Source organism: Citrobacter sp. 21OH12SH02A-Citro, from assembly GCF_027919895.1.
Classification (GTDB): Bacteria; Pseudomonadota; Gammaproteobacteria; order Enterobacterales; family Enterobacteriaceae; genus Citrobacter; species Citrobacter braakii.
Window position 1 is genome coordinate 3500644 of sequence record NZ_CP114801.1, and the last position, 25417, is coordinate 3526060.

Sequence of the window (25417 nt, forward strand, 5' to 3'; positions counted from 1 at the left end):
TTATTTATTTCTCCGGGTAAATGGACGGAATCGCTGACGTGATCAGCTTGCGCGCGACGTTCCGCATGCGCTGCTGGTAATAGTTGACTTTGAACTTAATGGTTTTTCTCATGGCGATGATATTCAGCTCGTTCTGCGTGACGCGCTCGTCCTGAACTACCGGGATATTCATCACGCCCATTTCCGCTTCATCGCCGAGCGTGTACTGCTGTACGTACCTCAGGAAATCCTCAACCCCGGCATTGCGCAGGCCAGTGATGGAGATCGTCACATCCTCAGAAACCAGCTGATACTGATTCTGCTGCTCATCGAGGTAAAAGCTCCCGGCGATCGGCGCGGTGTTGCTGCACTTCACCGTTGCATACGGCGGTGACAGGTTCTGCGTCGACAGCATGGCCGGGAACATTGGCATGTACTGATTCAGCGTCAGCCATACCGGCAATGAGCTTGAAACCACCACATCAGACAGGTCGATATCGTTGGCAGAGTTGATGATCTGCGATCGCATGTAGGGGAATATTGCCTCCCCTGTGTAGTGGTAGAGATTGGCCGGTTCGTTCAGTCCGGTGCGCCGGGAGAAAGAAAACTGGAGGCCAAAGAACTCGCCGATATACAGGACGTCAGATCCGATATCGTTGAACGGGTCGATATCCGCCTGAGCGGTAAACGTCACGACGTTCCGGTCGTAAAGTTGCTCATCGTCCTGGATGGTTTCGGTCGTCAGGTGCAGATAGCCCTTAACGTCGACCGTATCCGGCTCGCTGCTTGGGTCTTCCGACAGTACAGAAGCCTTCACCCAGAAGACGAAACCATCGAGGGGTAGCACCTTGCGTATATACTTCGTGAACGTGACCACCTGAAAGCGGCTCAGGTCGTCAAGCCCCTGCGTCAGCGTGGCGTTAAGCTCTGTTTTTGCAGTCTTCTGCAACTCACTCAGGGAAGGCATTTAATACCCCGCTTACCCAGGCCCGCATTGCCGCCTGATAGTTTCCTGTATCGATAAAGGATGCCCGCGGATCGCCCTTCTTATTTTTGAAACGCTTTGATATACCCAGCAGCGCGCGTCGGGTTGGTACACCTGACATGCCGTTCATCTCTTCGTTATCCAGAAAAGCCACAAACAGATCGTGAACGCGTGACATGGATTCCGCTAGCGGATCCCTTAACGGCGGCGCGCCAGCCAGCATATTTTCAAGATTTGCGGCGAGGTCTTTACTCATCAGATCGGCGATGTCGTTCCCGTACCTGTCAAAAAAGGTCTGCATAATCTGGTATTTTTCTTCCAGATATTCAGCAACATCCCCTGTCGTGGTGTTCTCATCTTCGTATGGAAGGTCGATAACACCAAGATGAAAGGTAATCATGACAGCCCCCACAAACTACCGAACTGCTGGGCAATCATCAGATAGCGGCGTCCCCAAGGGTCCTGCAACATCTGCAGATCGGCCAGAGACAAATCTTTGAAGAAGTCAGGCACCAGACGCTGCGCGCTGGTTGAGTTATCCCCGGCCCCGGTAATCACGCCAGCCTTGAAATTATTCAGGCCATACTCTTTCCTGAACTCGGAGAATACCGATTCGGTACCGTAGTTGACCAGGAAAGACGCGCCCAGGTTGTACACGGCAACGGTGTACAGATTCGGTGTGACACACGCGATATCAGGGTTTACCCACTCAACCGCGCCGCCATATGCAAGGGTGAAAGATGGCGAGTCGTCGGGAACCTGCGCGGCGGTAACGCCCATGTCAGTTCGAACGAATTCGATAAATCCCGACAGGCTCGTTGTCATTTTTTCTTACTCCCGGATTTCTCAGTTACGATTGTTTCGTTAACCGTTTGGGTGTCTTCATTGTCTTCGCGGCCTTTGGCCTGCTCAGCGCTGACTTCCATCTCACCGGAATATCCGGTGCCACTTTCACGCAGAGAGCTATCAAGAGCTGCTACAGATGCCTGGCGGCGACCGTGTGCACCACGAGTCAGGTGAATATCGTTATCACGAATTGCCTTTTCGATAACCGACGACGGAACAGGTTTGTTCAGGCTGTAGCACAGGCCGACAAACGCCTGGCTCTGATCAATTCTCGTTGAGTCAACCAGCCCGTAAACCTGGTGATGCTGAACAACTGCATCAACTTCTTCAGTTGAACCATCCAGAACCATCATTTGTTCGCCGTGGTTAATAGGGAACTGAACAAGTCGGCCGGTCTCAAGCTTGCGGTAGGCAAAAATCTGGCGCTGTTTGGTGGTGTTAGCGATATAGAGTTTCATTGGTTACCCTCGTAAAAAATCCCCTGCTGAGTTTCCCCGGCAGAGGCTTAACCACTTCAAAGAATGGATCAGGCGCTGTACGCCATGGACAGGATGGTGATTGCTTCCGGACGAACGGCCCAGCCTGCGGTAGAACGCATTTCGGACAGAACATCGATGGCACCACCAGCGATCGGCGTCGGAATCTCACGCGGCGCGGCCATGTCGGTAAACATCAGCGCGTTCGCGGCAAGAGACGGGGTCAGCTTGGCAAATTCGTTGGTGTTCACAGTCGAGTTGACCATTGGCACTTCGACCTCAGGGATGGTGATCACCACCGCGTCGGTACCGCCAGCGCCAGCTCCGATCAGGGTATCGTCATACACCCAGTCAACCTGGACGTTTGCGCCTTTCAGCACTTCTTTCACAGTGCCTCCGACGGTGTCAGTACCACCACCAGGGCGCTGGTAAGAAGTCAGCTGAACGATCTGCTGAATCTCCATGGCACCGAGGACGCGCTGCGGCCCCAGGATAACAACACGCTGCTGGCGGCCCAGCTGCATGGTGCGGGTCAGTGCGGCCTGTACGTGGCCAAGCAGATATACCGCCATCTGGCCGTGATCATAGGTCAGCACAGTGGTGTTGCCGTTGCTGTCCGGTGGCAGGGACTCGGTAGTCGCGCCAGCGGTGTTCAGCAGGCCTTCACCACCAGCAGGGTTCATGCCATACAGCAGAGCAGAGCGCAGTTGCTGGAAGATGCCCTGACGCATACCCAGACGCTGGGCTTCCGGCAGTGCAAAGTTCCAGTTACCGGCAGCCGCCATGTCATGGTGATCGTAGATACCACGGCAGCGGAACAGGTAGGTTGGGGTTGAAATCATCTTCGCATCCAGCGCCACGCTCGGCAGCTGGTTACCGTTACCGGACTGGCTGGAAGTGGTCTGGGTGCGAATATCCAGGCGGCGCATGTAGACGTACTGGTCGCCTACGCCGAGACGGACTTGCGGGTTACCGCTGGCGATGGTTTCAAACGCACCTGATGCCTGCTGGTAACCAATGATCATCTCCGGCGCGATGTACGACGGATTGACGATGGTGTAGCTGGGGGTAATTGCAGCCATTTAATTCAGCTCCCGATTAAAGTAAGACCAGCGCGCAGCTGTCGGTGTTATTCCAGGTCAGGAAACCAGTCGCGCTGTCATAGCTGACAGTCTTGGAGTTGCCTGATTCGATGGCGAGCACTTTTACCGGCAGCGTGATGTCGGAAAGCGTAACTGCGCCGATGGTGCCCTGCGTGGTTGCAGCGCCGCCTGGTGCAGTTGCCGGTGCATAGGTGAAGGTCGTTGTGTTCACGACTGAAAGCACGACTACTGTGCCGTTGTACGCCGCAGGAGCGACGCCGCTGATTTTCACGTACTGACCAGCAGTCAGGCCATGAGCTGAAGCGGTTACCGCTGTCGCCACACCATTGGCATAGGTCACTGCTGTTGTCGCAATATCAGAACCGGCGAAACCGGCCGCCGCCGCAGTGGTGATCTGGTTGTTCACGAAGTCCCAGGCCAGAGGCGTTTTCACTGACGCGCCGGAGGTGCCAAGCGCAACAACCTGCGCAGAAGCTTTCAACGGAACGCGCATGTTGGAGCCCAGGCGGTAGTACGAAACGCTCATGCCTGATGCGTACAGCGGAACCGGTGACTGCGGAGTGGTCAGGCCGTTGTGAGCCTGATTGAAGACAGTGAAGCCTTCCAGCTCGGCAACAGACACAGCGCGACGGATGTAAGAACCGCGAGGGCTTGAACTGGTGCCAGGCAGAAGCTCAGCAACCGGCAGACCGCCCCAGAGAGGTTTGGTTTCCGTTGCCGCCACGGTGCCCGCTGCCAGGTTGAAGCGGTTGGCCGGGTCATCCAGCGCCACGCCCTGAATATAACCGTCGGACTGCACACCGAAGGAGCCCAGCGCATTCGTGGTTGCCATCGGGTTAAGAGATAAGTTAGCCATGCTTGAGAGCTCCCGTTAAGCCTGGTTGTTGAAACTGGTGACCTGACGCTTTCCGGACTGGAACGGAGCCCAGGTGGCAGCAGGATCGCCTTCGAAGGTGCTGATCTGGCGACCGGTCGCATCAGCGCGTTTAATTTCGCGCAGCATGCCAGGGCCAACAGACAGGCTTGCCGATTTCTGCGCGTCGGCGTAAATCGTCTTCTCGGCCACGCTCAGCAGGGCTGAGTCAGCGATAGAGGACAGGTCGACGGATTTGAAGTCAGGCGAATGCTCCTGCAGTTGGATCATCAGGCGGCGGCGATATGCCAGCGGCTTTTCACCAGACAGCGGAACCGGAGCGCGCTTGCCGAAGCAGGAGAACACGCTATCAGCCTTCACCTGTGCGTCGGCGACTTCGTTACGCTCTTCATCGCTCAACTCGGTTGGGATGCGCGTTTTAAGATCGGCAATCTGCTGACGCAGTTCAGAGTCCGCTTTCTCTTTTGCTGCCTTTTCTTCTGCTGCTTCAGCATCAGCCTTCTCTTTGGCTTCGGCGTCGGCCTTTTCCTTCGCGGCTTTCTCTTCCGCGTCAGCTTTGGCTTTCGCCTCTTCGGCCTCTTTTGCCTCAGCATCAGCCTTTTCTTTCTTGGCTGCTTCTTCGGCATCGGCCTTAGCTTTGGCGTCTTTTTCTTCGTCAGCCTTAGCCATGCGTGCGTCAATCGCCTTATTGATTAGCGCTACGATTTTTTCCTCGTCCATCTTTTCAGCCTCGTTTGGAATGGAATCAGATTTAACACCAGTAGGGGCAAGGAGCTTGTCCCATACGCCCTGTTCACAAATTGCAACGTGGTCGAGCAATACCGGGGAACCTTCCACCAATAGAGGCTGACCGTCGATTTTGATGATTGAGTCCTGCATTTCGCTGAACGTGACGGTTGGCGAGGTACTCAGCTGCCGTGTCGCCATAATTTCGGCGGCTTCAGCGTCGTACACCCGGGCAATAGCCCAGACCTCGCCATTATCAGCAACCCAACTGTTCGTCAGGGTGCCGATAACACGCTTCGCAAATTCATCGCTATCGAGCTTGTTTTTCTCCGGGTGCAGCCAGATAAGCGGTACACCGGCAACTCGCTGGAGAAACTCTTGGGTGAGATAGTCGTCCGGGTTACGGAAGGCCATCTGTTGATCTGCAGAGCGCCAGGTAACCCCTGTTCCGGTTACCCGGATGGCGAACATCCACATGTTGATAAAGAATTGCGGGCTGCTTAGCGTCCCGTCAGCGATGAGCGCTGCCACTTCGGTTTCATTGAGCGCCTGCTGCGCCAGCATCTCAGCGAAGGGCTGATGAAGCGGCTTGGGCAGATCGTCAATGTGAAACCATCCGGCGGCCAGCGATTCGTCGTTAAGCTTCGCCTCGAACCTCTCAGGCACTTCAGCGCGAAACGTAAGATAATCACCGTATACGCTGTGCGGAGTCAGCGGGCCATCGTACTGATAGCCCACCTCCTCCAGTACCTCGCGGCGCGCAGCGTCAATAGCCAGTTCACCCGGTTCGACCGTGCCACCGGGCTGACACCACGTGCCATCATCTGAGCGCTGGATCAGGAAGACGAACTTACCTTGACGGAACATTATCCCGCTGCCAAAAATAGCCACGTTTTAATGCTCCTATGCTGATTTCATAGACGCCATGAACTTCTGCCCCTTCTGGGTCAGCATGTGTTCAGGAATACTCCGGAGGTTGTACAGATAGGTTACGTAACACCGGCAAAAAACCTCTTCTCCGGGCTGCGTAATTTCATCGAGATAACCGGAAGGCCCCACCTTCACGTAACCGTTTTTTTGTGCCCAGTTACCGCGGATGAGATAGACCACCTTATCGCGCTCTTTGTGGTCTTCCCGGTAGTCATAACCCGCCTGGCGCCAGTGACTATGCCACTCGGCAGCTATGGCGTTATTACTGGCAGCTATGATGTTGTCGATGTTTGCAATGAGTTTATGGTTCTGATCAATCATCACCCGGCGCGCTTCAAAATCAATTTGCAAGGCACTTTTCTGAATGTGATCACAGTTGTAATTAACCCCGCTTTTGGAGGATGGCGACAGTCCACCTCCAACGTAATCCTGCACAGGGATGCTGGTAGCCCACCCACTAAATCTCTGGACTGTTTTATTTATCGCGCCTGTACGGTTTAACTTAATTAAGTCGGCGCTAGCCAGGATGCGTCTATCAAGCTCGCTTCTTAACTTCGGCTCCATGTAATTCAGAGTAAAGCGAGACAACCCTGGATGCCGATCCAGAGCCTTAGCCCTGTTAATCTGCATCTCATAGGTTGATCGAAGCTTGTCTGACACCCTTGATATATAGTCATCATGGGTTTCGCTTTCTGCCGCCTGCCGAATAATTCCCTGCCATCGCTCCAGTTCCTCTCTCGAGGTATAGCCATTGCGCAGGAAGAATTTAACCGCCTCCCTTACTGTTCTGGAAAATTTGCTCATAGCATCATCCCGCCACCAGGCTCTTCAGCTTTTGGCGGCTCCGGCGGTGGGTTATCTTTCAGTGAGTCATAATCGAGGTTAAGCCGCTGAGGGAAGAGGTTCTCGTTGGCATTGGCGTTTTCGCAGGCCCACTCGATAAGCGTCGCCCGATTTTCAGGGTCTGCCGTTAGCTGCGGCAGCACCACTTCCAGCATGCTGACGATCGCCTTAAAGCGCGTTTCGTCGACCTTCACCTTCTCGCTTTCCGGCTCTTTCAGAGAGGAAGGCCAGCGATATTCGAAGTTGTTTATCCAGCTCGCGAAATACACGCTGTAGGTGTTTTTCAGCTCCGGGAAGTCAGCACGCAGCGACTGGAAGAATTCAATGCTCCAGGCGCGGTACTGGCACACGCGGATGAAGAACGCATAAAGCGGGTCCAGCCACTCGCGGATGTTGTCGATGTACACCGCTACAGCGCGTGCATCTTCAGTGCCTTCACCGAAGCCCTGGGCGAACGTCTCGGAGTTGAGGATGATTGCCGGCATGTCAGCGGCGGCGGCCACGTTCTCGAGAATGTGCTTACGCGCAGAGTCGAGAGGCTTTTCCAGGTTGCTCAGGTCGATTGACTCAATTCCATCTTGCGGGCCAATCTGCAGAACTTCTCCTGTTTTCCCTCGCTTCAACATCATGCGCTTCATTCCGCCAAGCGCCTGCATGACTTTGTTAACGACCGCGCCAGCACCCGCGATTTTCGTCACCAGCAGGCCGCCTTTCACCGCAACCATATCGTCTGTGCGCATGGTCTGGATGAAAGACTTCAGCGGGTAGAGCGCGCGCTGGTACACGCTGCGCCCCGTGAAGCCGAACGCCGCCGGGTTGTATGCGAGGTAAATCGGGTCCTCGTTCTGCACGACGACACAGCGAGATTTGTGATACGGCTTGCCCGCCACCCGGATTCCGTCGACTTTCTGGAAGTCTTGGGCGTTCGGATCCTGATTCAGCACGATGCTGCCCGCTGTGTTCAGCGGGTCAAGGATGTTAAAGCTGACGTTGTGCTTGTACAGCGTGCGGTAGTCCAGCGATTCATTCGGCTCCTGGTTATCCACCAGCATTGCGATCGCCGATACGCCGTAAATTCGGGCGATGCGCGCGGCGTTGGCGATGTGCTGGTTAGCACCCATCGCTTTCCACTCGCGCTCGAACGCGTCGCGCAGGCGCTGCTCAAACCCATACGACTGGGCAACATGCACGGTGCGCGGCTCATTCATCGCCATTTTAATCGGGCGATCCACCATCTTGCCGCCCAACGGGTGGTAGAGGTAAACCGTTTTGCAGGTCTGATAGCCAGCCGTAGAGCCGGGCTGGATGTCGTCACTGTCCAGCAATGCCATCAACTCTGAGTGAGAGCAGCTGCCGATTTCGAAATCGTCTTCGTTCATTGGTTCTCTCGTCAGATTGCGTCGCCGCTGCCGAAGGCGATGATCAGCCCGTAGGTGTAATCATCGAGCAGGTCATCGGCGCGCTTATGCGCTTTCTTGTCGGCAAGGTGGAATCGGGATACCTGCTTGTGCAGATGGTTTGCTGTTTCGCCCTTGAAGACGGCTGTCTTCTCGTAAGCGTGTCTGGATATTTTCGCCAGGCCGCGGTAGTGGTAACCGGAGGCCATAATGGCGCGCTCGTCCTTGCCTTTGCTGGTCAGGGCGGACTCAATTTTGTTGACCGGCCATCCCAGGCTTTCACCTTTCTGCAGGAGGATGCTGCCCATGCTGGCGTCCTCGATGAACACGCCCAGACTGCCGTTGATGGCAACACACTGGCCGGAAAGCTCGTTGAGGCGGTCAAATACCGACGGCATCCACGTCTCCAGCAGCGCGCCGTCAATCTGCACCACATCCCAGTCGAGAATGGTGAGGCGCTGAATGCCGGGCCGGGTGTCGACGGCGTAATACACCACAGCCGTACCGTCATGTTCTGAACCACCCTTGACGGCGGTATCCATGACAGCAAAGACGGCCTGGCACATTTCAGGGTAATCGACAGGCTGATCCTGATTCTCACCCTCGAACCATTTGCGGACGTCGAACAGCGAAGCGGCAGACCAGTCGACGAACTCGGCCAGAAACTCCTGGCGGAACACGCGCGGGTCGTTGTTGGCCCTCTCCTTCTCCAGTTCTTCCGGCGGAACGAACGGGTTGGAGGATGTCGGCGCGTGATGCTCGATGAATCCGAGATTCTTGTCGTGGCAGATGGCATAGAAGAAGTTCTCTTCGTCCACCCCGTCCGGCGTTGAAAAGACGTAGGCGCGGCCTTTCGTCGTCAGCAACGTTGGCTTAATCGACTTCGGCCAGATCTCCCTCAGCATCTCTGGCGACTTGGTAAATGCCGCCTCGTCTATCAGGATGATTTCGTACTCACGGCCACGGCCAGCCAGTTTGTTGTCGTTGGTGACCCAGAAGTCGATCTTCCCGCCGTTCTTCAACAGCAGGCGCTTCTCCTGGCGGCTGAAGCTCTTCTTCAGCGGCAGCAGGATTTCTTCGAGCTTGTCGTAGATCTCCTGATACTGGCGATACTCAGCGGTGAAGATACCGACGCGGCCGCCGAGTTCAATGTCCATGCCCGGGCGCTTAAACGGCGCAGTGGCATAGGTCACGGCGGCGCTGGACAGCATGAATGTCTTACCCCAGCGTCGACCACAGCGAACCGCATTCAACTGGTGATCCCAGGAGTCAGACCAGACCGTTAACTGCCCGTTGTGTAGCGTGGGTAGGTAAATGTCAGCCATGATTATCTTCCCGGTATTGGCAGGGTGTTGTGGACGACTATTGCGTTATCGCTGTCGCCATCACGCATAACGTCGATTTCCATCTCCACTTTTTCAGTGGCAGCCTCACGGTATGCAGCATCGACCTGCATCTTGGCGATCGAGCCTTTCGTATACTCCAGAGACTCTATTCGCGCCGTGTTGCGGTGCATGGCCTTTTCAGCGGCGGAAATTAGCGAGTGTAAATCTTTCGCTTTATCATCTGTGGCCAGCTCCAGCTCTGCCTGCCAGCGACCAATATTCTCTGCCGCCGTGAGGTTTGCAGCTCTCAACCAGAACAGCTCATCGTCGAGGGTCAGCGCCTGGGCGTCTTCAGTGACTGCGTCAGATAGCAGCATCCGGCGACCGTATCCACCGTGCTTGAGTGCATACTGATTGCCAGGCTGGAATGGCTTTATAGGTGGAGCGTGGCGGGAGCCTCGAATAGGTTTCGCGCCTGGGGAAATCTCACCATCCTGCGAATCGCATTCTTCTGGCTTGGCCTTGTTATGCTCACGTTGCGATTTATTAGGCTTCTGCGAATTCGCACTTTTTTTCGCATTTCCTTTCTGCGAATTCGCACCGTAATTCGTAACCTTGATATAGCGCTTCGCACTTGAGTAATTCAGTCCCTGCGCTTCGCACCAGTCTCTTGGGGAAATGCCGGTTTTGGCATGCTCGGACAGGAACCGTTTTTGGAGGTCTCCCCAGTCCGGTTTTGCCATGTTGAATCACCTGCTGTTTGACATTATCGGAGCCACTTGGTGAATGGCTCCTGTAATGCCGTCAGTCTTTCAGAAATTCTTCAGTTGTGAACCCGGTTTCACCCGTGTAGAGAGCGGCGCTGGTAGGGTCGATAACAATGATGGCATGCGGGTTGGAGTTTTCATTCAGCCACTGGATGAGTGGGAGAGTGATAAGCTCGAAGCTTTCCTGCTTTGGCAGCTCAGGCGTTTCATGGTTTGCTGACTTTGGTTCTTCTTCGCAAACCGGAGTACAAACCATACTGTCGATACCGCATGTACGGATGGATATGGTTTCCAAAGTGCCGGGGGCAGTGAATAGCTCAATAACGAATTCAGCGCCAGGGCGAAAACGAGGTTTGTCTGTTGCGTAGCCTTCGAAAACCTGCACCTTGTTAATTCCGCCACCTGCCATAATGTGGGATGACTGATGATGCTGAAATAGCTTCACGTGCCAGTACAAAATTTTACTCATCTTGATTTCCTTTTAGGTGTGAGCCTGTCGCACGGGAAAGCCGCCAGAGAGAAACGATTTCCCCAGGCTCACGACTGAAAGACTCTCTTGTTTTGCGCGTGCGATGCGCGGACATTCCCGGCGCGGTGCCGGGTATTGGTATTATTGAAGGTGCAGCGTTCGCCCTGCTTCTCAGTAGTGATTGGTCACTTCCGGCTTACCCGTCAGCAAGATTTGATCACCGCCTTATTGGGGTTGAGCAATCTTTCCTGTTCGGGAGGATTCTATTTCTCGGATGGTTCGTACCTGTCCGTTGCAGGTATCCAGCGCACTCAGCAGAGCAACGTTCAACTGCACGCTGTCACCGAACGTCATATCTTCTTTGATGGTCGGTATAAAGCAATCAACCAGAAGATTTGCCGGTATCGGCACTGTCGGAGTCTTTACCACTTCGTATTGAATCTGCCTGTCTGCGCAACTGCTCAATGACAGAATCAGGAATAAGCTCGATAGAGCACTTGTTGTTTTTAAGCGCATCTTTCACCTCTTCCTGCAACCTCTGTGATTTCATTTCTGCTGCTGCCCGGCGCTTGGCTTCTTTGTCTACCAACTTGTTCATGTCGGTGACAGCGTCGGTCAGATTCTGCAGCGTTGTGGCCAGATCGTTGTTCTTGACATTGAGTTGCTTCGATTCTGCGGTAAGAGAAGCGTTACTGATGCGCAACTGCCGGTTGTCAGCGCCGAGCTTTACGATAAAGCCGATGATGATCAGCGCGAAAATGAATGGGATGAAGTTTTTAATCGTGGTGATGCTCATTTCAGAACTGCCTCCGCTTTATTCGTGCGGTCGATTCTGTCCTGAAGCCCATTGAATCCACCATTAATACGCCTGGTTAAACCCTTAACGTCCCCGGCATCAGCAAACTGATTGCAGTTGTTGGCTTTCCAGAACCACCCGGCGGAACGAGCCGCATTTAAGTCCTGAAGGAGCAAATCCGGACTAGCTACCAAATCAAGATTCAGCGCCTTCCCGCAGGCGGAGTAATTATCCTTAAAGGTAATCTGCTTTAGCCCGCGACCACGATATTTCCATCCGTCGCCGTTTTGATTGTTACCGTACCGGCCGCCGTAAACGATATTCGCAATGGCTTCTTGTCTCGCAGGAGATAGCGCCAGCTCACCCGGCTTCCTCCCGAGTTGCTGCCGTTGGGGTTCAGTCAGGCGGGAGCCGAATATCTGCAGGCCTGATACCGAGTAATTAAGAGATTCCTGCACCGCTCTGAAACCATTTGATTCAGTTCCGATCTGCGCAAGAAAGTGTGCTTGCCTTTTTGGCGTATCGATACCGAATTCTTTCATGGTATCGACTATGCACTGGTACCACTTGCCGGCTAAAGCCGGTGTGATTCCTGTTGCTTTGATAAACTGGTCTTTATTCATTATCAGCTTCTTTCCCCGCCGCTTTGCTTAGGAAGCGACCTTCCAGAGCTTTAATGAGAGATGAGCCAGACCAGCCAGCCATACCACACACACCGCCAGTAACTTCCTGCGGCCACGCGTAATGTATGGCAATCATGATCATGATAAGCCCGGCGAAAATCGACACGATTAGTTGTAGGCACATGGTCCTCCAACTAAATGCTTCACCGTTGAGGACTTTGAATGAATAACTGGCTATTGCGCCGACTAGGGTCATGCCGAAAGCGATGAGGATCGACCAGAGGTTCGGATCGCTTTTGTATGGCATTCTGTTCATTTCCACCCCCAGACTCGGGGACTTGTTCAAAAATAAGATTGCGGGTGATTGTTAGATGAACAAATCCGATCTAATGTCTATAGCGTCTGATCAGACGATATGGGCCTTCGGTCTTTGTTCGTGAGTCGATTCACGGGCAGGATGGCGGTGAGTAGCTGACGCTACTTACCGTCGCCCATTTTCACGAAGCCCGCCATTGTGCGGGTTTTCTTTTTTGAAGCGCACTAATCACCGTAGCCACAGATATTCAGCAATGAGTTGGTTGGGTCTGGTTCTTGGTGGTAATGCGCTTTAAAAAAGCCAGCGGCGCGGCTGGCAAGATGAGGGTAGTGCGTTGAGCTTTCGCTCTTATGGTCCTGGTAGGTATCCAGATACGAAAAAGCCCCAGCGATTAACCGGGGCTCTTTTGTGTAATTCGGTCGACAACCAAAGCTATGGCGACGATATCAGATTTATATGAAATATATGCTTTTCAATCCAGTTTTGCAAGACTTACATCTAAATTTGTCGCCTTTTGTTGTGAACGTGATCGCGTTACTTGTAATAAAGCGCTGCTATCAAGCCGCATGAATGTGCGTTTCATCTCCAGCCACCGGTCGGTAAATGTCTCTGACCAGTTCTTTGGTGTAACGCCAACCAGTTCTGCCAGTTGCTGATATTCGTATGTTTCGCGCCCTGCCAGTTCCGCTTTAACGTCCTGCGCCGCTAACCAGATAAGTGCCTTCAATCTATCCAGCGTCTTCCCTGCTACCTTCTTTGTGCCAAGAGACGCTTTGAACTCTGCCCATGCCCACTGAGTGATCGAAACCTGATTTTCCCATCGCACATTCTCGCTATAGTTCCAGAGAAGCCACGCCTTCTGGTGCTCATCGAGAGACAGCACTGCACGGCGCCATGATGCTGTTGAATACTCAACCGGTTGCACCAGTGCGATAGATGAGCCTTTAGCGCGTGATTGCTGCCCGGGGATTGGTGGTCTGGTTGGATTCATCAGGCGACCGTTAGCGGGATTAACCACCTTCAGGCGAGATCGGCTGCGCGGTGTCGCTTCAAACATCGCATTCTCGGCAAACGCTACTAACTGGCCTTTCGTTGCGCCGCTCAGGTCAGCAGTCGCTACAATGAGCTGCTCGCGTACAAACTGCAGGTATTGAGTATTCATGCTTCTGCTCCTGATGGTTTATAGCGGCTGATGTAATTGCGTAAAATTCGGTAGTCCGTAGCAAATGAACCCGGGCGACGGTAGATGCGTAACCGAGTCCAGCGCAGACGAAGGTGATCAGCAAAGTAGGATTCGAATGTCATGCGGACTCCCTTATGTGCTCTTTGAGTAATGCATCGATATGCTCATGAAGCCTCAATCCTTCATAGGCCAGCTGAAAATCTCTGTAATACGCCTTGCATACACGCCACGTTTCTCGCCTGTCCCATAACAGCCATGATTGACATTTCCATGTGTCTGGTATGTACATGCTAAAAATGAAAATCATGCTGCCTCCTGTTGACGATTTCGGCGCTTCTCAAGTTGCCGAGCTTTGCGCATGAATATGGATTTGATGCGCTGCAGGTATGCGATATCGAACAGGCGCGGATAATTGTCGGATTCAAGTCGCTCGACACGTTCCAGACCAATGCGTTCAATCAGGCGAATGCGGTACTCGACAGCATTGCCGCTTAATTGCCGGTTACACCGGGTGCACGCCGAATGAACATTGAACACGTTGAATTTGAGATGTGAAGCAGCGCCGCGGGAACGGTAGTGACTGGCGTCGATGGCGCTCCCTGTCAGGTAGTTGCTTTTTCCCATGAGAGGACTGCCGCAGCTTACGCATTCCTTTCCTTCATCGCGGATCCTGATATACCGATTGAAAGCGGATTGCGCCTCTTTATCCCATTGAGCCTTAGTCTTGAATGCAGCCTTTCTTACCTTCAGCTCACGACGTTCTTGCTGCGCCTCCTGCTTACGCTTGCGGTCGGATGCCAGTTTCTTCTTCGCTAACAGCAACTGGCTGTACTCGAAGCCATGCTCAGGACAGCACCACCATACGTTGTCGTAGGTAGCGGTGAATTTTGTCTTGCAGATTTTGCAGCTGCGGCGGGTAGGTTTACGCATGGGAACCTCCGAAGCGGGAAGCCCATTCCATAGCAAGGCGGGATTCATCTCCCCAACGGACGTTACGCTCTGCGCCAAAGGCGTGGATCAGTTCGATAAGGTCGCGCATCTGGCCGACTGTCATCTTGCTGGTTGACTGACCCAACACTACGAAGCCATCACCAGCCAGGTTAGGCACAACTTCCTGCTTAACCAGCGCGGCGGTGAAGATGTGCTTCCACGACTCGGATGAGAGCTTGCGTCCATGCCATTCAACCTGGCTGCTGACGTCGCCCAAAATTGCCCAAAGCTTGGAGTTCTGGTCAATGGAGCGGGTCATCTCTTTTATCTCGATGACGACCGGTCGCTTCTCATCAATCTGTAACTGGTTAATCGCATTGATGGCATTGGCGCGAATGTTAGTATTTCGAAGGAGGAATTGTTGCTTCATACGCCACCTCTGAGAGGTAACGCAGAATGCAGAAAACCCTCAGCATTAGATAACGCTGACGGGATATGGTAGGTCGTACTCTTTGTGTTTCGCATCTAATTTCCCAATCAGATGCAGAGGTCACAGCCGGGTGCTCAATCCGACTGCGACCTAATTATAACACTAATTTTGAGAGTGGGTAATGTTGCTTGACGTTGCGCGGATTAATATTTGTAGCGGTTTTCCGGGAGAAATGCGTATTCGTATGTGAAGTTGAATGCCTCACTTTCAGTGTTAAATCGGCGATCGGTAATATCACGCCAACTCCCTCCCCTGAAATACTTCTGAGCTACCCACTTTCCCTCGAACGGAAATACGGCATACGCACCGACATACCGGTTATCAGCATGCGGATCCGGGTATGACTCACCTTCTGCCAGAACGTAAAACTTGATACCGCTTACAATGAGGCAGCCCATTACTTCTTCTCGTTCTGGGCTGCCATATCCAGGTATCTCGGGTCGAATGATTTCGGTAGAGTCAGGCTTTGCTCACGGTAGTAGCGAACGCGTTCCATGAAGTATTCACGCAGATGCTCTGGCTGCTCGCGGGCTACCTGCTCAGCGATTACCGGCATGTTCAGGCGCTCTTTGTACGCTACACCACTGGCGGCCAGGTCGACGTTAACCTTGTCCTGCTCTTCTTTCGATTTTGTTGCGATGTTATGACCAGACATAAGAAAATCCCCTCGGGTTATGGAGGGGATTATACATTACTATTTCATTGGGGGTTGTGGCAACGGCATCCAGTGGGTTGGAGTCCATGAGGCACCATAAACTACCCACTTCCCTTCGTGCCAATAACCAACCTTTCTTCTCCAGTCTCCAGGGCCATCAAATTCAGCAGTGCAAAGCACATCACTGCTATCATCAGGCATCCGCTCGCTTACCGGAATCCAACCATCCGGAGTTACCGGAGAGTTGCCAGACTGAAGCATGGCAGCTCGACAGGCATTCCACATATCAGCGGCAATGCAGCATGCGTATTCATCCGGATTAGCCGTTGGGAGAATGGCTTTTATAACCTCGTAGTCAGGTTCAATTTCAGGCGGCACTACCGGCGCGGCGTAAAGCGGTATCCACTTTGGCGCTTTATCTCCAGCCGAACGCTGGTACCAATTTCCAGGTTCTGTTTCATAGAAGTAGCCAACAGGCTCAGCATCGAACGATACAATCGCCATATCAATCACCTTCACAGCATCAGCCATTGCGTAGCCGAGATTACCGCCGTCGCTTTGTGCTGCTGCTTTACTGAGTATTTCGCTTATCTGGTGCAGGCGAGCGAGTGATACAGGACCGTGGGCCGGGTGGTTAGTTGTCATGGGTTATTCCTTAAACTGCTAATTGCAGTTGCATGTCGAACCGGTCACGCTGCTCGCAGTACGCAAGAGAGCCGGGGCTGTTATGCGATTCAATGCGCTCTACCATTAACGCGGCGCGGGTTTCTTTTGAAGCTGGCGCGTAAGCACCAGACCATGCTTTATCGATGCCGATGTTACGGGCGACATTTGTACTATCAGCGCTGGCTAACGGTAACTTTGTGAATATCAGCGGGTTTAACATGCGCAAACCGTGCAACTTAGTGACAGGCTGGCTGTGAGCATCAACAACATGACGAATCAGGTCTTTCATTCTGGCTACAGCAAGGTTGGGACGCTTAACGTCATAGTCACCACATGAACCGATTGCAACGCGGGGATACTCATTGCAGAGCCTGATAAAACGCTCGTCGCTTTCATTCATGTGCCAGACAGGAACGCCGAAAAACTCCCCATGCGGCCACTCATCAAGAAGCGCTTCGTTCTCTTCCTCGCCGCCGTCGATAACATCCGGGATGATGGCGAAATCAAAGCCGGGATGATTTTTCCAGCGGGCCACAAACTCGTAGTAATCGCTCCAGTCGATTTTGTTTTTGCCAGCTGCTTTCCACGCAGTGAATGCACCGTTGTCCAGCGCGAATGACTGGCAGTATTCAGCTGCGAGGTTAATTTGCCCGGAGTGCGCGAAACTGATAAACGCATGGCGTCCTTTCCACGCTTTCATGGCGCACGTATCCGCCGTTATTGGTCCGCCGTGATAGTGAATCATCTCACTCCCCCTTCACGCCAATGCCAGCGACGGCGCGTTCGGCTTCACTTTGTTCCCAAAACCACTTGTGAAGCGCCATAAGCTTTTCGTCAATCGGTGCATATTTGCGGTCAAAGTAGGCCTGAGCATCTTTCTCTGCTTCGTCCGGTAATTCTCCAGGACCAAACAGCGTGTTATAAATCCATGCCAGTCCGTTCTTAGCGTCGCCAGTTGCCTGCCATTCGATAATCGCTGCCTGCATGACCAGAATGTTCTTCCCGATTAACAGGTCCAGTTCTTTGTACCGGTTCCGGATGTATACATTCTCTCTCTGTAATTCAGCATTGCGATTCTCTGGCGCTTCCAGCGCCTCTATCAGCGCGAGAGCTTCATCCTCTTTCAGCACTACAGTGTCAAAGCTCTCGGTCTGCTTTTTGATTTTTGCAATCAGCGCCTGTTTGTTGAGTGCTGTCATTGGGCTGTCTCCCCTTTTTTCACGCACATAACCACGACATTCATCCTGTCGTGCTTACGCACCTCTTCTCTGGCCTCAATGCATGCGTCATGAGAATTAAACTCAACGCCGGAAATATTCCCGCTGTTGTAGTAACCAGCGCTAAGTGACAACAGAATCCAAATCATGATTTGGCTCCTTTGCGAAGTTGGGCGGCGAACTCATAGACTGTTACACCACCTTCCTCTGTGTAGTCTGCTGACGAGATATGCAGACCGTGGACAATACTTCCGTCGTCACGTTGAATGTTGCCAACCCACAACAGTCCGTCAGTAAAATCACCGTACCCGGATTCATGGCCGTCACCGCATTGCGAGCAAATAGACTCAATGTCGGATGGGTCAAGAAAGATTTGTTGAGGCACGAGTACGTAACCTTCAGGAATTGCACTGGCCCGCACTTCAGCCAGGTGCGCATCTGTAGCTGGGGTTTCAATTCGATTAATAATTGCGACCATCCCTGCTCTCAGGGACTCGTCTTCAGTTGCTCCGTTTTGCGTTGCAACCTCAGCAGCTTCGTAACCGTAATCACTCTGTGACAGCCAGTTATCTGGATTTTTTAGCGCCGAGTTCTCCGCCGCCAGCTCCCTGCACTTGCTCTCGGCGTTAGCGAGCTGTACTGCCAGTTCAATGTTTTTTCTTTCAAGTGATGCGTAGTCTTCATACATCACGTAGTTGCCAGTTTCAGTTTCCTGCATTGAGGAATCACCGCCAGCGTATGACCAATAACGTTTAACGATCATAATCCTACCCTCATAAAAAAGGCCCGCGATGCGAGCCTGTTAATCTTTTGGAATACTGCATACCCATTGATCTAGCGCCTTTTCGCAGACCGCTCTTCCCTCGTATACCGCTACAGCAACCTTTGCCTTGAGTTCGTTTACGCTCTCCTTCCCGGGAGAAAAAACAGCAAAGCCAATAGCAAATCCGGCAGTGAGATAAAGAGCGCATAAAAATATTGTTTCTTTCACCATTTCCTCCGGGCATAAAAAAGGCCGACTATCACGGCCACGCTTGCAGATAGCTCTGCTATGTAAGGTTCAGTCATGCTCGCTTCACTCCGAATGTCTTAACCAGCGCCGACTCCATGCGACCTACACAGGCGCGAATACGGGCTATTTCTGTCTCTGGAAACATGCTGGATGCCATCTGCTCCAGTGCGCCTTTAAGTGGCTTGCTCTCAACCTTTTCGATACGAGCCATAGCAAAGGCCTTAAGCGACTGCTTGATGCTGCGACCGTCTACGCGAGCACATGCCCGGCATAGTTCGGCGTGGAGGATGGTTTCAGGGAACTCCGGGTAATGCTTTTCGATTACCTCGCGAGTATTCAATCCTTCGTCATTAGCACTCATAGTCATTGTCGATTTCCTGTTGTTCGTTATGCGTAAACGCCACCGGATCCAGACCGGAATAGCGACTGCTGAAGTGATAGGTTTTTTCGGCGCCGGGAGCGTGGCGAGATTTGACGCAGATAATTTCCGTGATGCCTTTCAGTTCGGTGTTGGGGTTGTATTTCTCATCCCGATACACCATGAAAATCACGTCTGCCTCCTGCTCAATTACGCCGGATTCTCGTAGGTCGGCTGCAACCGGACGCTTGTTGGCTCTCTGCTCAAGATTTCGGTTGAGCTGCGCCAAAGCGATTACCGGGCATCGCAACTCTTTAGCCAGGTTCTTTAGGCCGGTGGCTATCTCACCAACGCTGCGGTTCATGTTCTCCGGATCTGACATGCGCATCTTCTGGAGGTAATCGACGATAACCACACCGAGGCCACCGAGCTTCTTGTGCATGCGACGTGCCTCTGCGCGTACCTGATGGACGCTGAGAGAGCTTTTGTCGTTGATGTAAATTGGTGAGTCGATAAAGTCTTTCATGCAGTGACCAACTTTACCCCAGGCGCCATCCATTACGCCGCTCTGCTTGCTGAGCAAATCCTCTTTGCTCACTCGGGCCCGGTGGAAAGCGACGCGCTCGGATATCTGCTCTACTGGCATTTCCAGACTGAAGAACAGGACCGGCTTTTTATTTTTCAGGCCTACTGTCTCGGTTACTGTGGTGCTGAACATGGTTTTACCCATTCCAGGACGACCACCTACCACGATGAAATCCGTGTTGTTGAACCCGCCAAACGCATTGTCGATGGTTGCCATTCCAAGCTCTGTTTTGTGCTTCCAGATATCACCGCTGATGATCGACTGGATGGTCTCCAGGGACATGTCGATTCCGGTAGTGATGTGCTCTGTTCCGCTTTCGTCCTGGCATTCAATACCTGATACGTCGGCCTGAATGGCGCCTATGATGTCTCTCAGTGAGTCAGATGTTGGTTCTGATAGTTTCTGAAGGCTGGCCTGGAGGATTAACGCCATCCGGCGCCCAGTAGCTAATTCACGAAGCTTCTCGCAGTAGGCCGACAGATTGGCGTATGATGGCGTGTCTTTGCTGCATTCAGCCAGGTAGGCAAATCCTCCGGCTTCTGCCAGATTACCAGTGCGCTCAAGCTCATCGGTAAGCGTCAGCAGGTCAATTGGTGTTCCTGCTTCGTTAAGTCGCTTGTAAGCGCCCAGAATCAGCTTGTGAGGCCTTACGGTGAAATGTTCCTCACCCATACCCTCGATGGCATCTGTGGCTGCGTCAGCACCTTCCGGCTTGCTGGCTGCCAGCATGATTCCACCGATGACTGACTTCTCTGCGTAGAGATCGATAAAACGGCTCATGCAGTAACTCCCTTGCGCTGGCGGTGTTCGTTGATGGCTTGCTCGTAGACTGAGCCCCAGTTCTTCGGATTGAGTATCCAGTCCAAAGTCAGCCAGGATTCACCATGCTTGTTGGTGAACAGAGAGGATTTGCCGATCAGGTCGAATGCCCTGCTCATATGTTTTAGCTCTCGCCAGTTCCCCTGGCTCGTCTTGCCATTCCATACCGCTTCAAGATCTCGGTAGGCAGGTCGGCGCCGGTTCCACTCATGCTGTGAAACCGCTTTAGCCGGGAACTTGTCATTCCAGAGAGAGATTATTTCGTTGTGTGGGCATGCTGCCGGGTTGCTGCCTTGCTCATCAGCCCAAAGCAAAGCGTCTGACAGGTAGCCATCGAAGCGTGTCATGCGGCAAATGTTCTCCGGCTTGATGCTGTGCTTCCAGTTCACATGAGCCCATCTGATAACCAGCTTCAGCTCTTCAGCTGTGTAGCACTCACCTTTGCTTTTCACGGTGGAGAGAACTTTTTCAAATGGCGCCAGTTTTGAGCAGCGGCTTTTGGTCAGCTCGTTGAAGTAATCCATCACTTCCTGAGCGAGCATGTTTTCCCCCTCGGGGGATTTAGGGGGATCTTGTTTTTCTTTCTTTTGAATAGTGTCTTTTGTGTCCCCCTGTTTTGAGGGATACGACTCCCTCATTTTGAGGGATGTTTTCTCCCTCGTTTTAGGGGATTTCCCCTCACTTTGAGGGATGCACCATTCTGAGATGTTTTTATTAGGTCCGAACATGCCGCCTTGCTGCTTGATAACGTTCATTCTGACGAGTTCTAACTTGGCTTCATTGCACCGCTTGACTGGCAACTTTGTTATCTCGCTAAGTTGCGAATCGCTTATTCTGTCCATTGGCTTATTCCAACCGTAGGTTTTGCGCAGAATGGCAAGCAGCACTTTAAAATGTCGCTTTGTCAGATCGGCGCCTGAATAAGCCTCAAGGAGCATGTTTGATAGTCTGGCGTAACCATCATCGAGATCTGCCACCTGACGCTCCACGGCCTCCAGTGATGGCCTGTAGTCTGCTAATTGCTTAACGACGCCCATGCTTCACCCCTGCCTTAGCCATTGCGATCCGGATTACTCCAACAAGGCGCTCTGCGAACGCCTGATTCTTTGATGCAGCAACAATCAGCCCGTCAGGTGAATCAGGATAGCGACGCTCCTCATTTTCCTGGTATTTCTGCTTACGCTTTGCCATAATTACTCCTGCAACTTTGTTGACATGACACAGTGCTTTTAGGCGTCCAGACTGTTACCGCAGCTGGGCGTCTTTTCATTTTTGAGGATTGAAGCAACCTCTTTCGCTAGCCGGGCCATGTCGTCATCGACAACGCCCCACTCCAGAACAGCAAGAAGCATCGACAGCTTCGGCAACATGCTTTCCTTCCAGCGGGTAATGCCTGACTTATCCATACCCAGCGCTTTGGCTACGTTAGTGGAGCCACGCATGGCAATCTGATTCAGGATCCAAGACTCGATTTTTCGAGCCTGAGTTTTGTTTCGGGTAGTTGTGTTATCCATCTGTGATAATTCCTTTGGTGTGAAATAGTTAATTAATAAATGTTTGTTCTTTTTATCGTGCACCATTGACAGTCAACCTTGACCACGCCGGGCACCCGACCATATACCGGGCCGTTCGGTTATTACTGGTGGTACATCAGGCGGTTTATGGCGCCGGATGAGGGAACAACTCAGGGAGATCAGGTCTGATTTCATGCGCCTTAATCTCGCCACCTGTGGCATTGACGATTGCATTCACCTTCTCTGGTGAGACAGAACCGCCATTCAGCCATTTGTGCACCGCTGGCTGGCTGACACCGCAGACATCTGCAAGTCGCTTTTGGCTGCCAACGATTTTCAAAGCTCGTTGAATAACTAAGTTCATGGATTTTTCCTATCCGATTACTGGATTAATGAAAAGATAACTCAAGTTATGATGAATGTCCATAACCTTTGTTATTTTACTCTGCATAACCTCGGTTATATATTGGTGAAATGAAAACATTCGCAGAAAGACTGAATGCGGCAATGACAGCCGCGGGGGTTTCTCAGGGTCAATTGGCTGAAATGGTGGGTATATCCCAACCAGCAATTCAGAAGATGACATCGGGGAAAACAAACGGCAGCCGCAAGATGGTTGAGCTTGCTCATGCGCTGAAAGTAAGGCCGGAATGGCTTAGTTCAGGCATTGGTGATATGCGTTATGAAGTCAATAAAGATTCTTCAATTCCACCGGAAAGCGAATGGGGATCAGTTGACGCTTGGGACAAGAACACGCCACTACCAGATGATGAGGTTGAAGTGCCGTTCCTTAAGGATATCGAGTTTGCATGTGGTGATGGGCGCGTGCATAGCGAAGATCACAACGGTTTTAAGTTGAGATTCTCAAAAGCAACATTGCGTCGCGTTGGAGCCAATAGCGATGGTTCTGGTGTTCTATGCTTCCCGGCAACCGGTGACAGCATGGAACCAGTAATACCAGACGGGACAACCGTTGCAGTAGACACGAATAATAAGCGCATAGTTGATGGAAAGCTTTATGCGATCGCCCAGCCAGGAGGGGGAGACGATAAGCTGAAGCGAATAAAACAGCTATATCGCAATCCAGGCGGGATGCTGACTATACGCAGCTTTAACCGTGAAGATGAGACGGCTAACGAGGCCGACGTGGAAATCATTGGTCGCGTGTTTTGGTACTCTGTATTGCTGTAGATAGTAATCGACCCGGCACCATGCCGGGTTTTTACTGCCCTTTCCTCACGAACTCAGCAGCATCTCTCAGCAACCCCTTGTGAATAACATTACCCACCGTCTTCCTCTTGGTCTCCAGGCTATCCACAATCGCATCCCTATCAATCACTACCCCGCCGATAATCAACTCAACAACCGCACCACCGATCTCTCCAGCGATGAACGCTGCGCGATCTTCCAATAGCTCATCCCGCCCCATATCCATTCCTAACCCCATAACAAAGCCCTCATTGATGTTTTTATGAGCATATCACCCATTTTTTACAAAAATAAATTCATTTAGTTATCATGTATTTATAACTTTTGTGATGATAATTATAAATTAGGTTATTGCCATTACCCATAACTAAGGTTATCTTTAACCCATCGAAACAACACAGCGTTTCGGTCAGTCGAACGGCGCGACAGTAAACCATACGTCGGGCACCAGGCGGGTTCAGGATGAACGGCAATTGGATGCAAACGGAATGTTTTGTAGTGCGGTGAAATGCAACTGCCAGACAGTAACCAGGAAGATAAGCAACCCGGCACCGCACCACAAAATGTTTCAACAAAGCACACAAATTACAACGAGGTAAATATGAAAATCGGAGAGCACGAAAATACGTATTTTTCACCTAACGATAACTTCATAAACATAGTAAGTGAAAAGTCCCTTGCTTCAATTCTTGAAGCGTACAGGCGCAGCACCAGAACACTGAAATATAGCCAATCAATCGCTATAAAAACTTTATGCCCACATGACATTGCAAGGGCGAAAAAGTGGCAAATAAAAGTCAATGCTCTTGAGCTTTTTCTAAATCTGCTGATTTCATCAAGAAGCGAAGATGATGACGAGGCTTTTTTTCTTTACTTTACTGAAAAGACAGAGGACTGGTCAGTAATGTTGAAAGAAAAAACATCAGATTAAAATACGCCGCTGATTTAATCGGTTACGGCGCGTTAATTAACTTATGAGGTGAGGCAATGGAAGGTAATCGATTTCGATGTACCGGTCAGTGGAATGACGAAGAGTTCGATCGGATTATTGAAGCAGAAGATGAAGGCGATGCGCGTGACCACTGGATGTACTGGGCGTGGATAGCTGGAGCAACGTTGAAAAATCTGGAAATTAAACAGGCTGCCTAACTGGCGGCCTTTTTATTAGCTCACGATACAAACAGAGGGTAAGGCGATGGAAGGGAGTCAAAGTTTCGAAGAAGCAGTTAAGCCGCTTATCAAATGGCTAAACGATAACGCTAATCCACATGCAGTTATCGTCGTTGAAGTTGGCGGCGCTGTCCTGTATTCGGGGGAGCGATCGGTTGTAACGGATGAGTTCATCAAAGACTGACTGAAATTTAAGACCCGCTCCGGCGGGTTTTTTATTGCTCATACCTCAGCGGCTTCTCAGAGGACGCTTAGTTATGAATGGCGGCTATCCACCGCTTACCAATAAGTCTGCATAAATTGCTTTTTCATGCAGAGGTCTTTAGCTCAGCGGCGCGGCTTAAGCGCGGAGATGATTATGACTCTTATCGAATTGACCAAAAAGAAAATGGCAATTGAAGCCGAACTGGCTCAGTTGAAGGCGAAGTTTGTTGATGACACCTCACGCATCGGTAAAGAGCTGATTGCCGTGTCTGAAGGAATCAACCAGGCCAATAAAGGCCTTACGGTTGAGATGGTCCAGCATGGCATGACGATCGTTAATTTCGGAGAGCCGAAGCAAAGCATGGAGCGGCGCGGGTGTGTTGAAGATGCGATTAACGACATTGCATCCGGGTTCACCCGCCTGAGCGAGCGTTATTTTGGCACAAAAAACTACGCCCAATGGAGCGATCAGCGTGAAGATCATCGTTATGGATATGGCCCTAAGCACGGCTCTATCTGCTTCAAGATCGGCTTAACTGTCACCGCACTTAATAAGCTGGAAAGCGGCGGGTTGAGTGATTACGACGCTGAATGCGCTATCTACTGCCTGATGAACATTGACGCCATCAATGCGGCAAATGCCAAAGCCCGGGAGACATCATGACAGTCACCCACAACGGCAAGCAGTACCACGCATCAAAACTCAACGACAACGAGTGGCAACTCTCATCAGTCGATAAACCTCGCGAGAAAATCACAATGAACCTCTGGCAGATGCACATTGCCGGGTTATTGCAGCAGGTGGAGGGTAAATCATGATTAATCACAACATGCTTCGTGCAGCTCAGAACAAAGCGCTAATCGCCAGATTTATAGGTGATTCGGTGATGTGGATGTCGGCCTACAACGATATGAAGGCGGCAATTGGTTTTCCGTGGCACAGGAAATG

Annotated in this window: 39 protein-coding genes and 1 pseudogene; 6 read left to right on the forward strand and 34 right to left on the reverse strand. The window is 51.9% G+C overall.

Annotation, left to right across the window (positions count from 1 at the left end):
* Positions 1–4: 4 nt before the first annotated feature.
* The 33 genes and pseudogenes from O6D90_RS17025 to O6D90_RS17180 all read right to left on the reverse strand — a co-directional run bounded on the left by O6D90_RS17025 (position 5) and on the right by O6D90_RS17180 (position 22249).
* Positions 5–946 carry a hypothetical protein gene (locus tag O6D90_RS17025; RefSeq protein ID WP_271143148.1) on the reverse strand — a complete coding sequence of 314 codons (942 nt, stop codon included), beginning with the start codon at positions 944–946 and terminating at the stop codon, positions 5–7.
* Positions 930–1364 carry a hypothetical protein gene (locus O6D90_RS17030; RefSeq protein WP_003833603.1) on the reverse strand — a complete coding sequence of 145 codons (435 nt, stop codon included), beginning with the start codon at positions 1362–1364 and terminating at the stop codon, positions 930–932. The genes O6D90_RS17025 and O6D90_RS17030 overlap by 17 nt, the downstream gene beginning before the upstream one ends.
* Positions 1361–1789 (reverse strand): hypothetical protein, encoded by a 429-nt coding sequence (locus O6D90_RS17035; protein ID WP_185654549.1) that lies wholly within the window; start codon positions 1787–1789, stop codon positions 1361–1363. Before O6D90_RS17035 ends, O6D90_RS17030 begins: the two co-directional genes overlap by 4 nt.
* Complete coding sequence (locus O6D90_RS17040) at positions 1786–2268, reverse strand: hypothetical protein (RefSeq protein WP_271143149.1); 483 nt, start codon at positions 2266–2268, stop codon at positions 1786–1788. Before O6D90_RS17040 ends, O6D90_RS17035 begins: the two co-directional genes overlap by 4 nt.
* Positions 2269–2336: 68 nt before the next feature.
* Complete coding sequence (locus tag O6D90_RS17045) at positions 2337–3368, reverse strand: hypothetical protein (RefSeq protein ID WP_045407450.1); 1032 nt, start codon at positions 3366–3368, stop codon at positions 2337–2339.
* A 16-nt stretch (positions 3369–3384) separates the two neighbouring features.
* Positions 3385–4245 (reverse strand): hypothetical protein, encoded by an 861-nt coding sequence (locus O6D90_RS17050; protein WP_023327265.1) that lies wholly within the window; start codon positions 4243–4245, stop codon positions 3385–3387.
* A gap of 15 nt (positions 4246–4260) precedes the next feature.
* A complete protein-coding gene (locus O6D90_RS17055) occupies positions 4261–5880 on the reverse strand; it encodes an NUDIX hydrolase (RefSeq protein ID WP_271143150.1) in 1620 nt (539 codons plus the stop codon).
* A gap of 12 nt (positions 5881–5892) precedes the next feature.
* Entirely contained in the window at positions 5893–6723 is an 831-nt protein-coding gene (locus O6D90_RS17060) for a hypothetical protein (RefSeq protein WP_000033207.1), read from the reverse strand.
* Positions 6720–8141 carry an anti-CBASS protein Acb1 family protein gene (locus O6D90_RS17065; RefSeq protein ID WP_271143151.1) on the reverse strand — a complete coding sequence of 474 codons (1422 nt, stop codon included), beginning with the start codon at positions 8139–8141 and terminating at the stop codon, positions 6720–6722. Before O6D90_RS17065 ends, O6D90_RS17060 begins: the two co-directional genes overlap by 4 nt.
* Before the next feature lie 11 nt (positions 8142–8152).
* On the reverse strand, positions 8153–9484 hold the full coding sequence (locus O6D90_RS17070) for a terminase large subunit domain-containing protein (RefSeq protein WP_271143152.1): 1332 nt from the start codon (positions 9482–9484) through the stop codon (positions 8153–8155).
* 2 nt (positions 9485–9486) lie between these two features.
* Positions 9487–10227 carry a hypothetical protein gene (locus O6D90_RS17075; protein ID WP_271143153.1) on the reverse strand — a complete coding sequence of 247 codons (741 nt, stop codon included), beginning with the start codon at positions 10225–10227 and terminating at the stop codon, positions 9487–9489.
* Positions 10228–10288: 61 nt separating this feature from the next.
* The gene (locus O6D90_RS17080) at positions 10289–10720 is read right to left on the reverse strand and encodes a hypothetical protein (RefSeq protein WP_271143154.1); all 432 of its coding nucleotides are present in this window, start codon (positions 10718–10720) and stop codon (positions 10289–10291) included.
* Positions 10721–10945: 225 nt separating this feature from the next.
* Positions 10946–11149, reverse strand: a complete 204-nt coding sequence (gene lysC, locus O6D90_RS26390; RefSeq protein ID WP_418921860.1) for an Rz1-like lysis system protein LysC — start codon at positions 11147–11149, stop codon at positions 10946–10948.
* The gene (locus O6D90_RS17085; protein WP_271143155.1) at positions 11103–11516 is read right to left on the reverse strand and encodes a DUF2570 domain-containing protein; all 414 of its coding nucleotides are present in this window, start codon (positions 11514–11516) and stop codon (positions 11103–11105) included. Before O6D90_RS17085 ends, lysC begins: the two co-directional genes overlap by 47 nt.
* Positions 11513–12139, reverse strand: coding sequence for a glycoside hydrolase family 19 protein (locus tag O6D90_RS17090; protein WP_271143156.1), 627 nt, complete (start codon positions 12137–12139; stop codon positions 11513–11515). The genes O6D90_RS17085 and O6D90_RS17090 overlap by 4 nt, the downstream gene beginning before the upstream one ends.
* Positions 12132–12446 carry a phage holin family protein gene (locus O6D90_RS17095; RefSeq protein ID WP_053389185.1) on the reverse strand — a complete coding sequence of 105 codons (315 nt, stop codon included), beginning with the start codon at positions 12444–12446 and terminating at the stop codon, positions 12132–12134. The genes O6D90_RS17090 and O6D90_RS17095 overlap by 8 nt, the downstream gene beginning before the upstream one ends.
* A 481-nt stretch (positions 12447–12927) precedes the next feature.
* A complete protein-coding gene (locus O6D90_RS17100; protein WP_271143157.1) occupies positions 12928–13617 on the reverse strand; it encodes a bacteriophage antitermination protein Q in 690 nt (229 codons plus the stop codon).
* On the reverse strand, positions 13614–13760 hold the full coding sequence (locus tag O6D90_RS17105) for a YlcG family protein (RefSeq protein ID WP_104009827.1): 147 nt from the start codon (positions 13758–13760) through the stop codon (positions 13614–13616). Before O6D90_RS17105 ends, O6D90_RS17100 begins: the two co-directional genes overlap by 4 nt.
* Positions 13761–13941: 181 nt before the next feature.
* Positions 13942–14568, reverse strand: a complete 627-nt coding sequence (locus tag O6D90_RS17110) for a recombination protein NinG (RefSeq protein ID WP_271143158.1) — start codon at positions 14566–14568, stop codon at positions 13942–13944.
* Complete coding sequence (locus tag O6D90_RS17115) at positions 14561–14998, reverse strand: recombination protein NinB (RefSeq protein ID WP_151030040.1); 438 nt, start codon at positions 14996–14998, stop codon at positions 14561–14563. Before O6D90_RS17115 ends, O6D90_RS17110 begins: the two co-directional genes overlap by 8 nt.
* Positions 14999–15455: 457 nt before the next feature.
* Complete coding sequence (locus O6D90_RS17120) at positions 15456–15713, reverse strand: DNA polymerase III subunit theta (protein ID WP_271143159.1); 258 nt, start codon at positions 15711–15713, stop codon at positions 15456–15458.
* A 39-nt stretch (positions 15714–15752) separates the two neighbouring features.
* The gene (locus tag O6D90_RS17125; protein ID WP_271143160.1) at positions 15753–16358 is read right to left on the reverse strand and encodes a DUF551 domain-containing protein; all 606 of its coding nucleotides are present in this window, start codon (positions 16356–16358) and stop codon (positions 15753–15755) included.
* A 10-nt stretch (positions 16359–16368) separates the two neighbouring features.
* A complete protein-coding gene (locus O6D90_RS17130; protein WP_271143161.1) occupies positions 16369–17124 on the reverse strand; it encodes a hypothetical protein in 756 nt (251 codons plus the stop codon).
* A 1-nt stretch (position 17125) separates the two neighbouring features.
* Positions 17126–17473, reverse strand: a pseudogene (locus tag O6D90_RS17135) (ead/Ea22-like family protein); the annotation flags it as partial.
* 101 nt (positions 17474–17574) lie between these two features.
* Positions 17575–17745 (reverse strand): hypothetical protein, encoded by a 171-nt coding sequence (locus O6D90_RS17140; RefSeq protein WP_192575224.1) that lies wholly within the window; start codon positions 17743–17745, stop codon positions 17575–17577.
* Entirely contained in the window at positions 17742–18359 is a 618-nt protein-coding gene (locus O6D90_RS17145) for a hypothetical protein (RefSeq protein ID WP_271143162.1), read from the reverse strand. Before O6D90_RS17145 ends, O6D90_RS17140 begins: the two co-directional genes overlap by 4 nt.
* A 39-nt stretch (positions 18360–18398) precedes the next feature.
* Positions 18399–18590 (reverse strand): hypothetical protein, encoded by a 192-nt coding sequence (locus tag O6D90_RS17150; RefSeq protein WP_252905783.1) that lies wholly within the window; start codon positions 18588–18590, stop codon positions 18399–18401.
* Positions 18591–18660: 70 nt separating this feature from the next.
* Positions 18661–18975, reverse strand: a complete 315-nt coding sequence (locus O6D90_RS17155; RefSeq protein WP_271143163.1) for a hypothetical protein — start codon at positions 18973–18975, stop codon at positions 18661–18663.
* Positions 18959–20332: a replicative DNA helicase gene (locus tag O6D90_RS17160; protein WP_271143164.1), complete on the reverse strand. Its 1374-nt coding sequence runs from the start codon at positions 20330–20332 to the stop codon at positions 18959–18961. Before O6D90_RS17160 ends, O6D90_RS17155 begins: the two co-directional genes overlap by 17 nt.
* A complete protein-coding gene (locus tag O6D90_RS17165; protein WP_271143165.1) occupies positions 20329–21408 on the reverse strand; it encodes a replication protein in 1080 nt (359 codons plus the stop codon). The genes O6D90_RS17160 and O6D90_RS17165 overlap by 4 nt, the downstream gene beginning before the upstream one ends.
* The gene (locus tag O6D90_RS17170; RefSeq protein WP_168188477.1) at positions 21395–21562 is read right to left on the reverse strand and encodes a hypothetical protein; all 168 of its coding nucleotides are present in this window, start codon (positions 21560–21562) and stop codon (positions 21395–21397) included. Before O6D90_RS17170 ends, O6D90_RS17165 begins: the two co-directional genes overlap by 14 nt.
* Positions 21563–21600: 38 nt before the next feature.
* Complete coding sequence (locus tag O6D90_RS17175; protein WP_117343701.1) at positions 21601–21885, reverse strand: CII family transcriptional regulator; 285 nt, start codon at positions 21883–21885, stop codon at positions 21601–21603.
* Positions 21886–22030: 145 nt separating this feature from the next.
* The gene (locus O6D90_RS17180; RefSeq protein ID WP_080096710.1) at positions 22031–22249 is read right to left on the reverse strand and encodes a transcriptional regulator; all 219 of its coding nucleotides are present in this window, start codon (positions 22247–22249) and stop codon (positions 22031–22033) included.
* A gap of 110 nt (positions 22250–22359) precedes the next feature.
* Here O6D90_RS17180 and O6D90_RS17185 point away from each other — a divergent pair, with 110 nt between their 5' ends.
* A complete protein-coding gene (locus tag O6D90_RS17185) occupies positions 22360–23076 on the forward strand; it encodes an XRE family transcriptional regulator (RefSeq protein ID WP_080096709.1) in 717 nt (238 codons plus the stop codon).
* 31 nt (positions 23077–23107) lie between these two features.
* On the opposite strand, the gene O6D90_RS17190 is transcribed toward O6D90_RS17185, so the two are convergent.
* Positions 23108–23332, reverse strand: coding sequence for a hypothetical protein (locus O6D90_RS17190; RefSeq protein ID WP_271143166.1), 225 nt, complete (start codon positions 23330–23332; stop codon positions 23108–23110).
* Between the two features lie 270 nt (positions 23333–23602).
* Between O6D90_RS17190 and O6D90_RS17195 the strand changes: the two genes are divergently transcribed.
* The 5 genes from O6D90_RS17195 (at position 23603) to O6D90_RS17215 (ending at position 25287) form a co-directional block, all read left to right on the forward strand.
* On the forward strand, positions 23603–24025 hold the full coding sequence (locus tag O6D90_RS17195; protein ID WP_271143167.1) for a hypothetical protein: 423 nt from the start codon (positions 23603–23605) through the stop codon (positions 24023–24025).
* A gap of 56 nt (positions 24026–24081) precedes the next feature.
* Positions 24082–24243, forward strand: a complete 162-nt coding sequence (locus tag O6D90_RS17200; RefSeq protein WP_181638300.1) for a hypothetical protein — start codon at positions 24082–24084, stop codon at positions 24241–24243.
* Positions 24244–24289: 46 nt separating this feature from the next.
* Complete coding sequence (locus O6D90_RS17205; protein ID WP_271143168.1) at positions 24290–24448, forward strand: hypothetical protein; 159 nt, start codon at positions 24290–24292, stop codon at positions 24446–24448.
* Between the two features lie 174 nt (positions 24449–24622).
* Complete coding sequence (locus O6D90_RS17210; RefSeq protein ID WP_271143169.1) at positions 24623–25132, forward strand: hypothetical protein; 510 nt, start codon at positions 24623–24625, stop codon at positions 25130–25132.
* The gene (locus tag O6D90_RS17215) at positions 25129–25287 is read left to right on the forward strand and encodes a hypothetical protein (RefSeq protein ID WP_271143170.1); all 159 of its coding nucleotides are present in this window, start codon (positions 25129–25131) and stop codon (positions 25285–25287) included. Before O6D90_RS17210 ends, O6D90_RS17215 begins: the two co-directional genes overlap by 4 nt.
* Positions 25288–25417 lie beyond the last annotated feature (130 nt).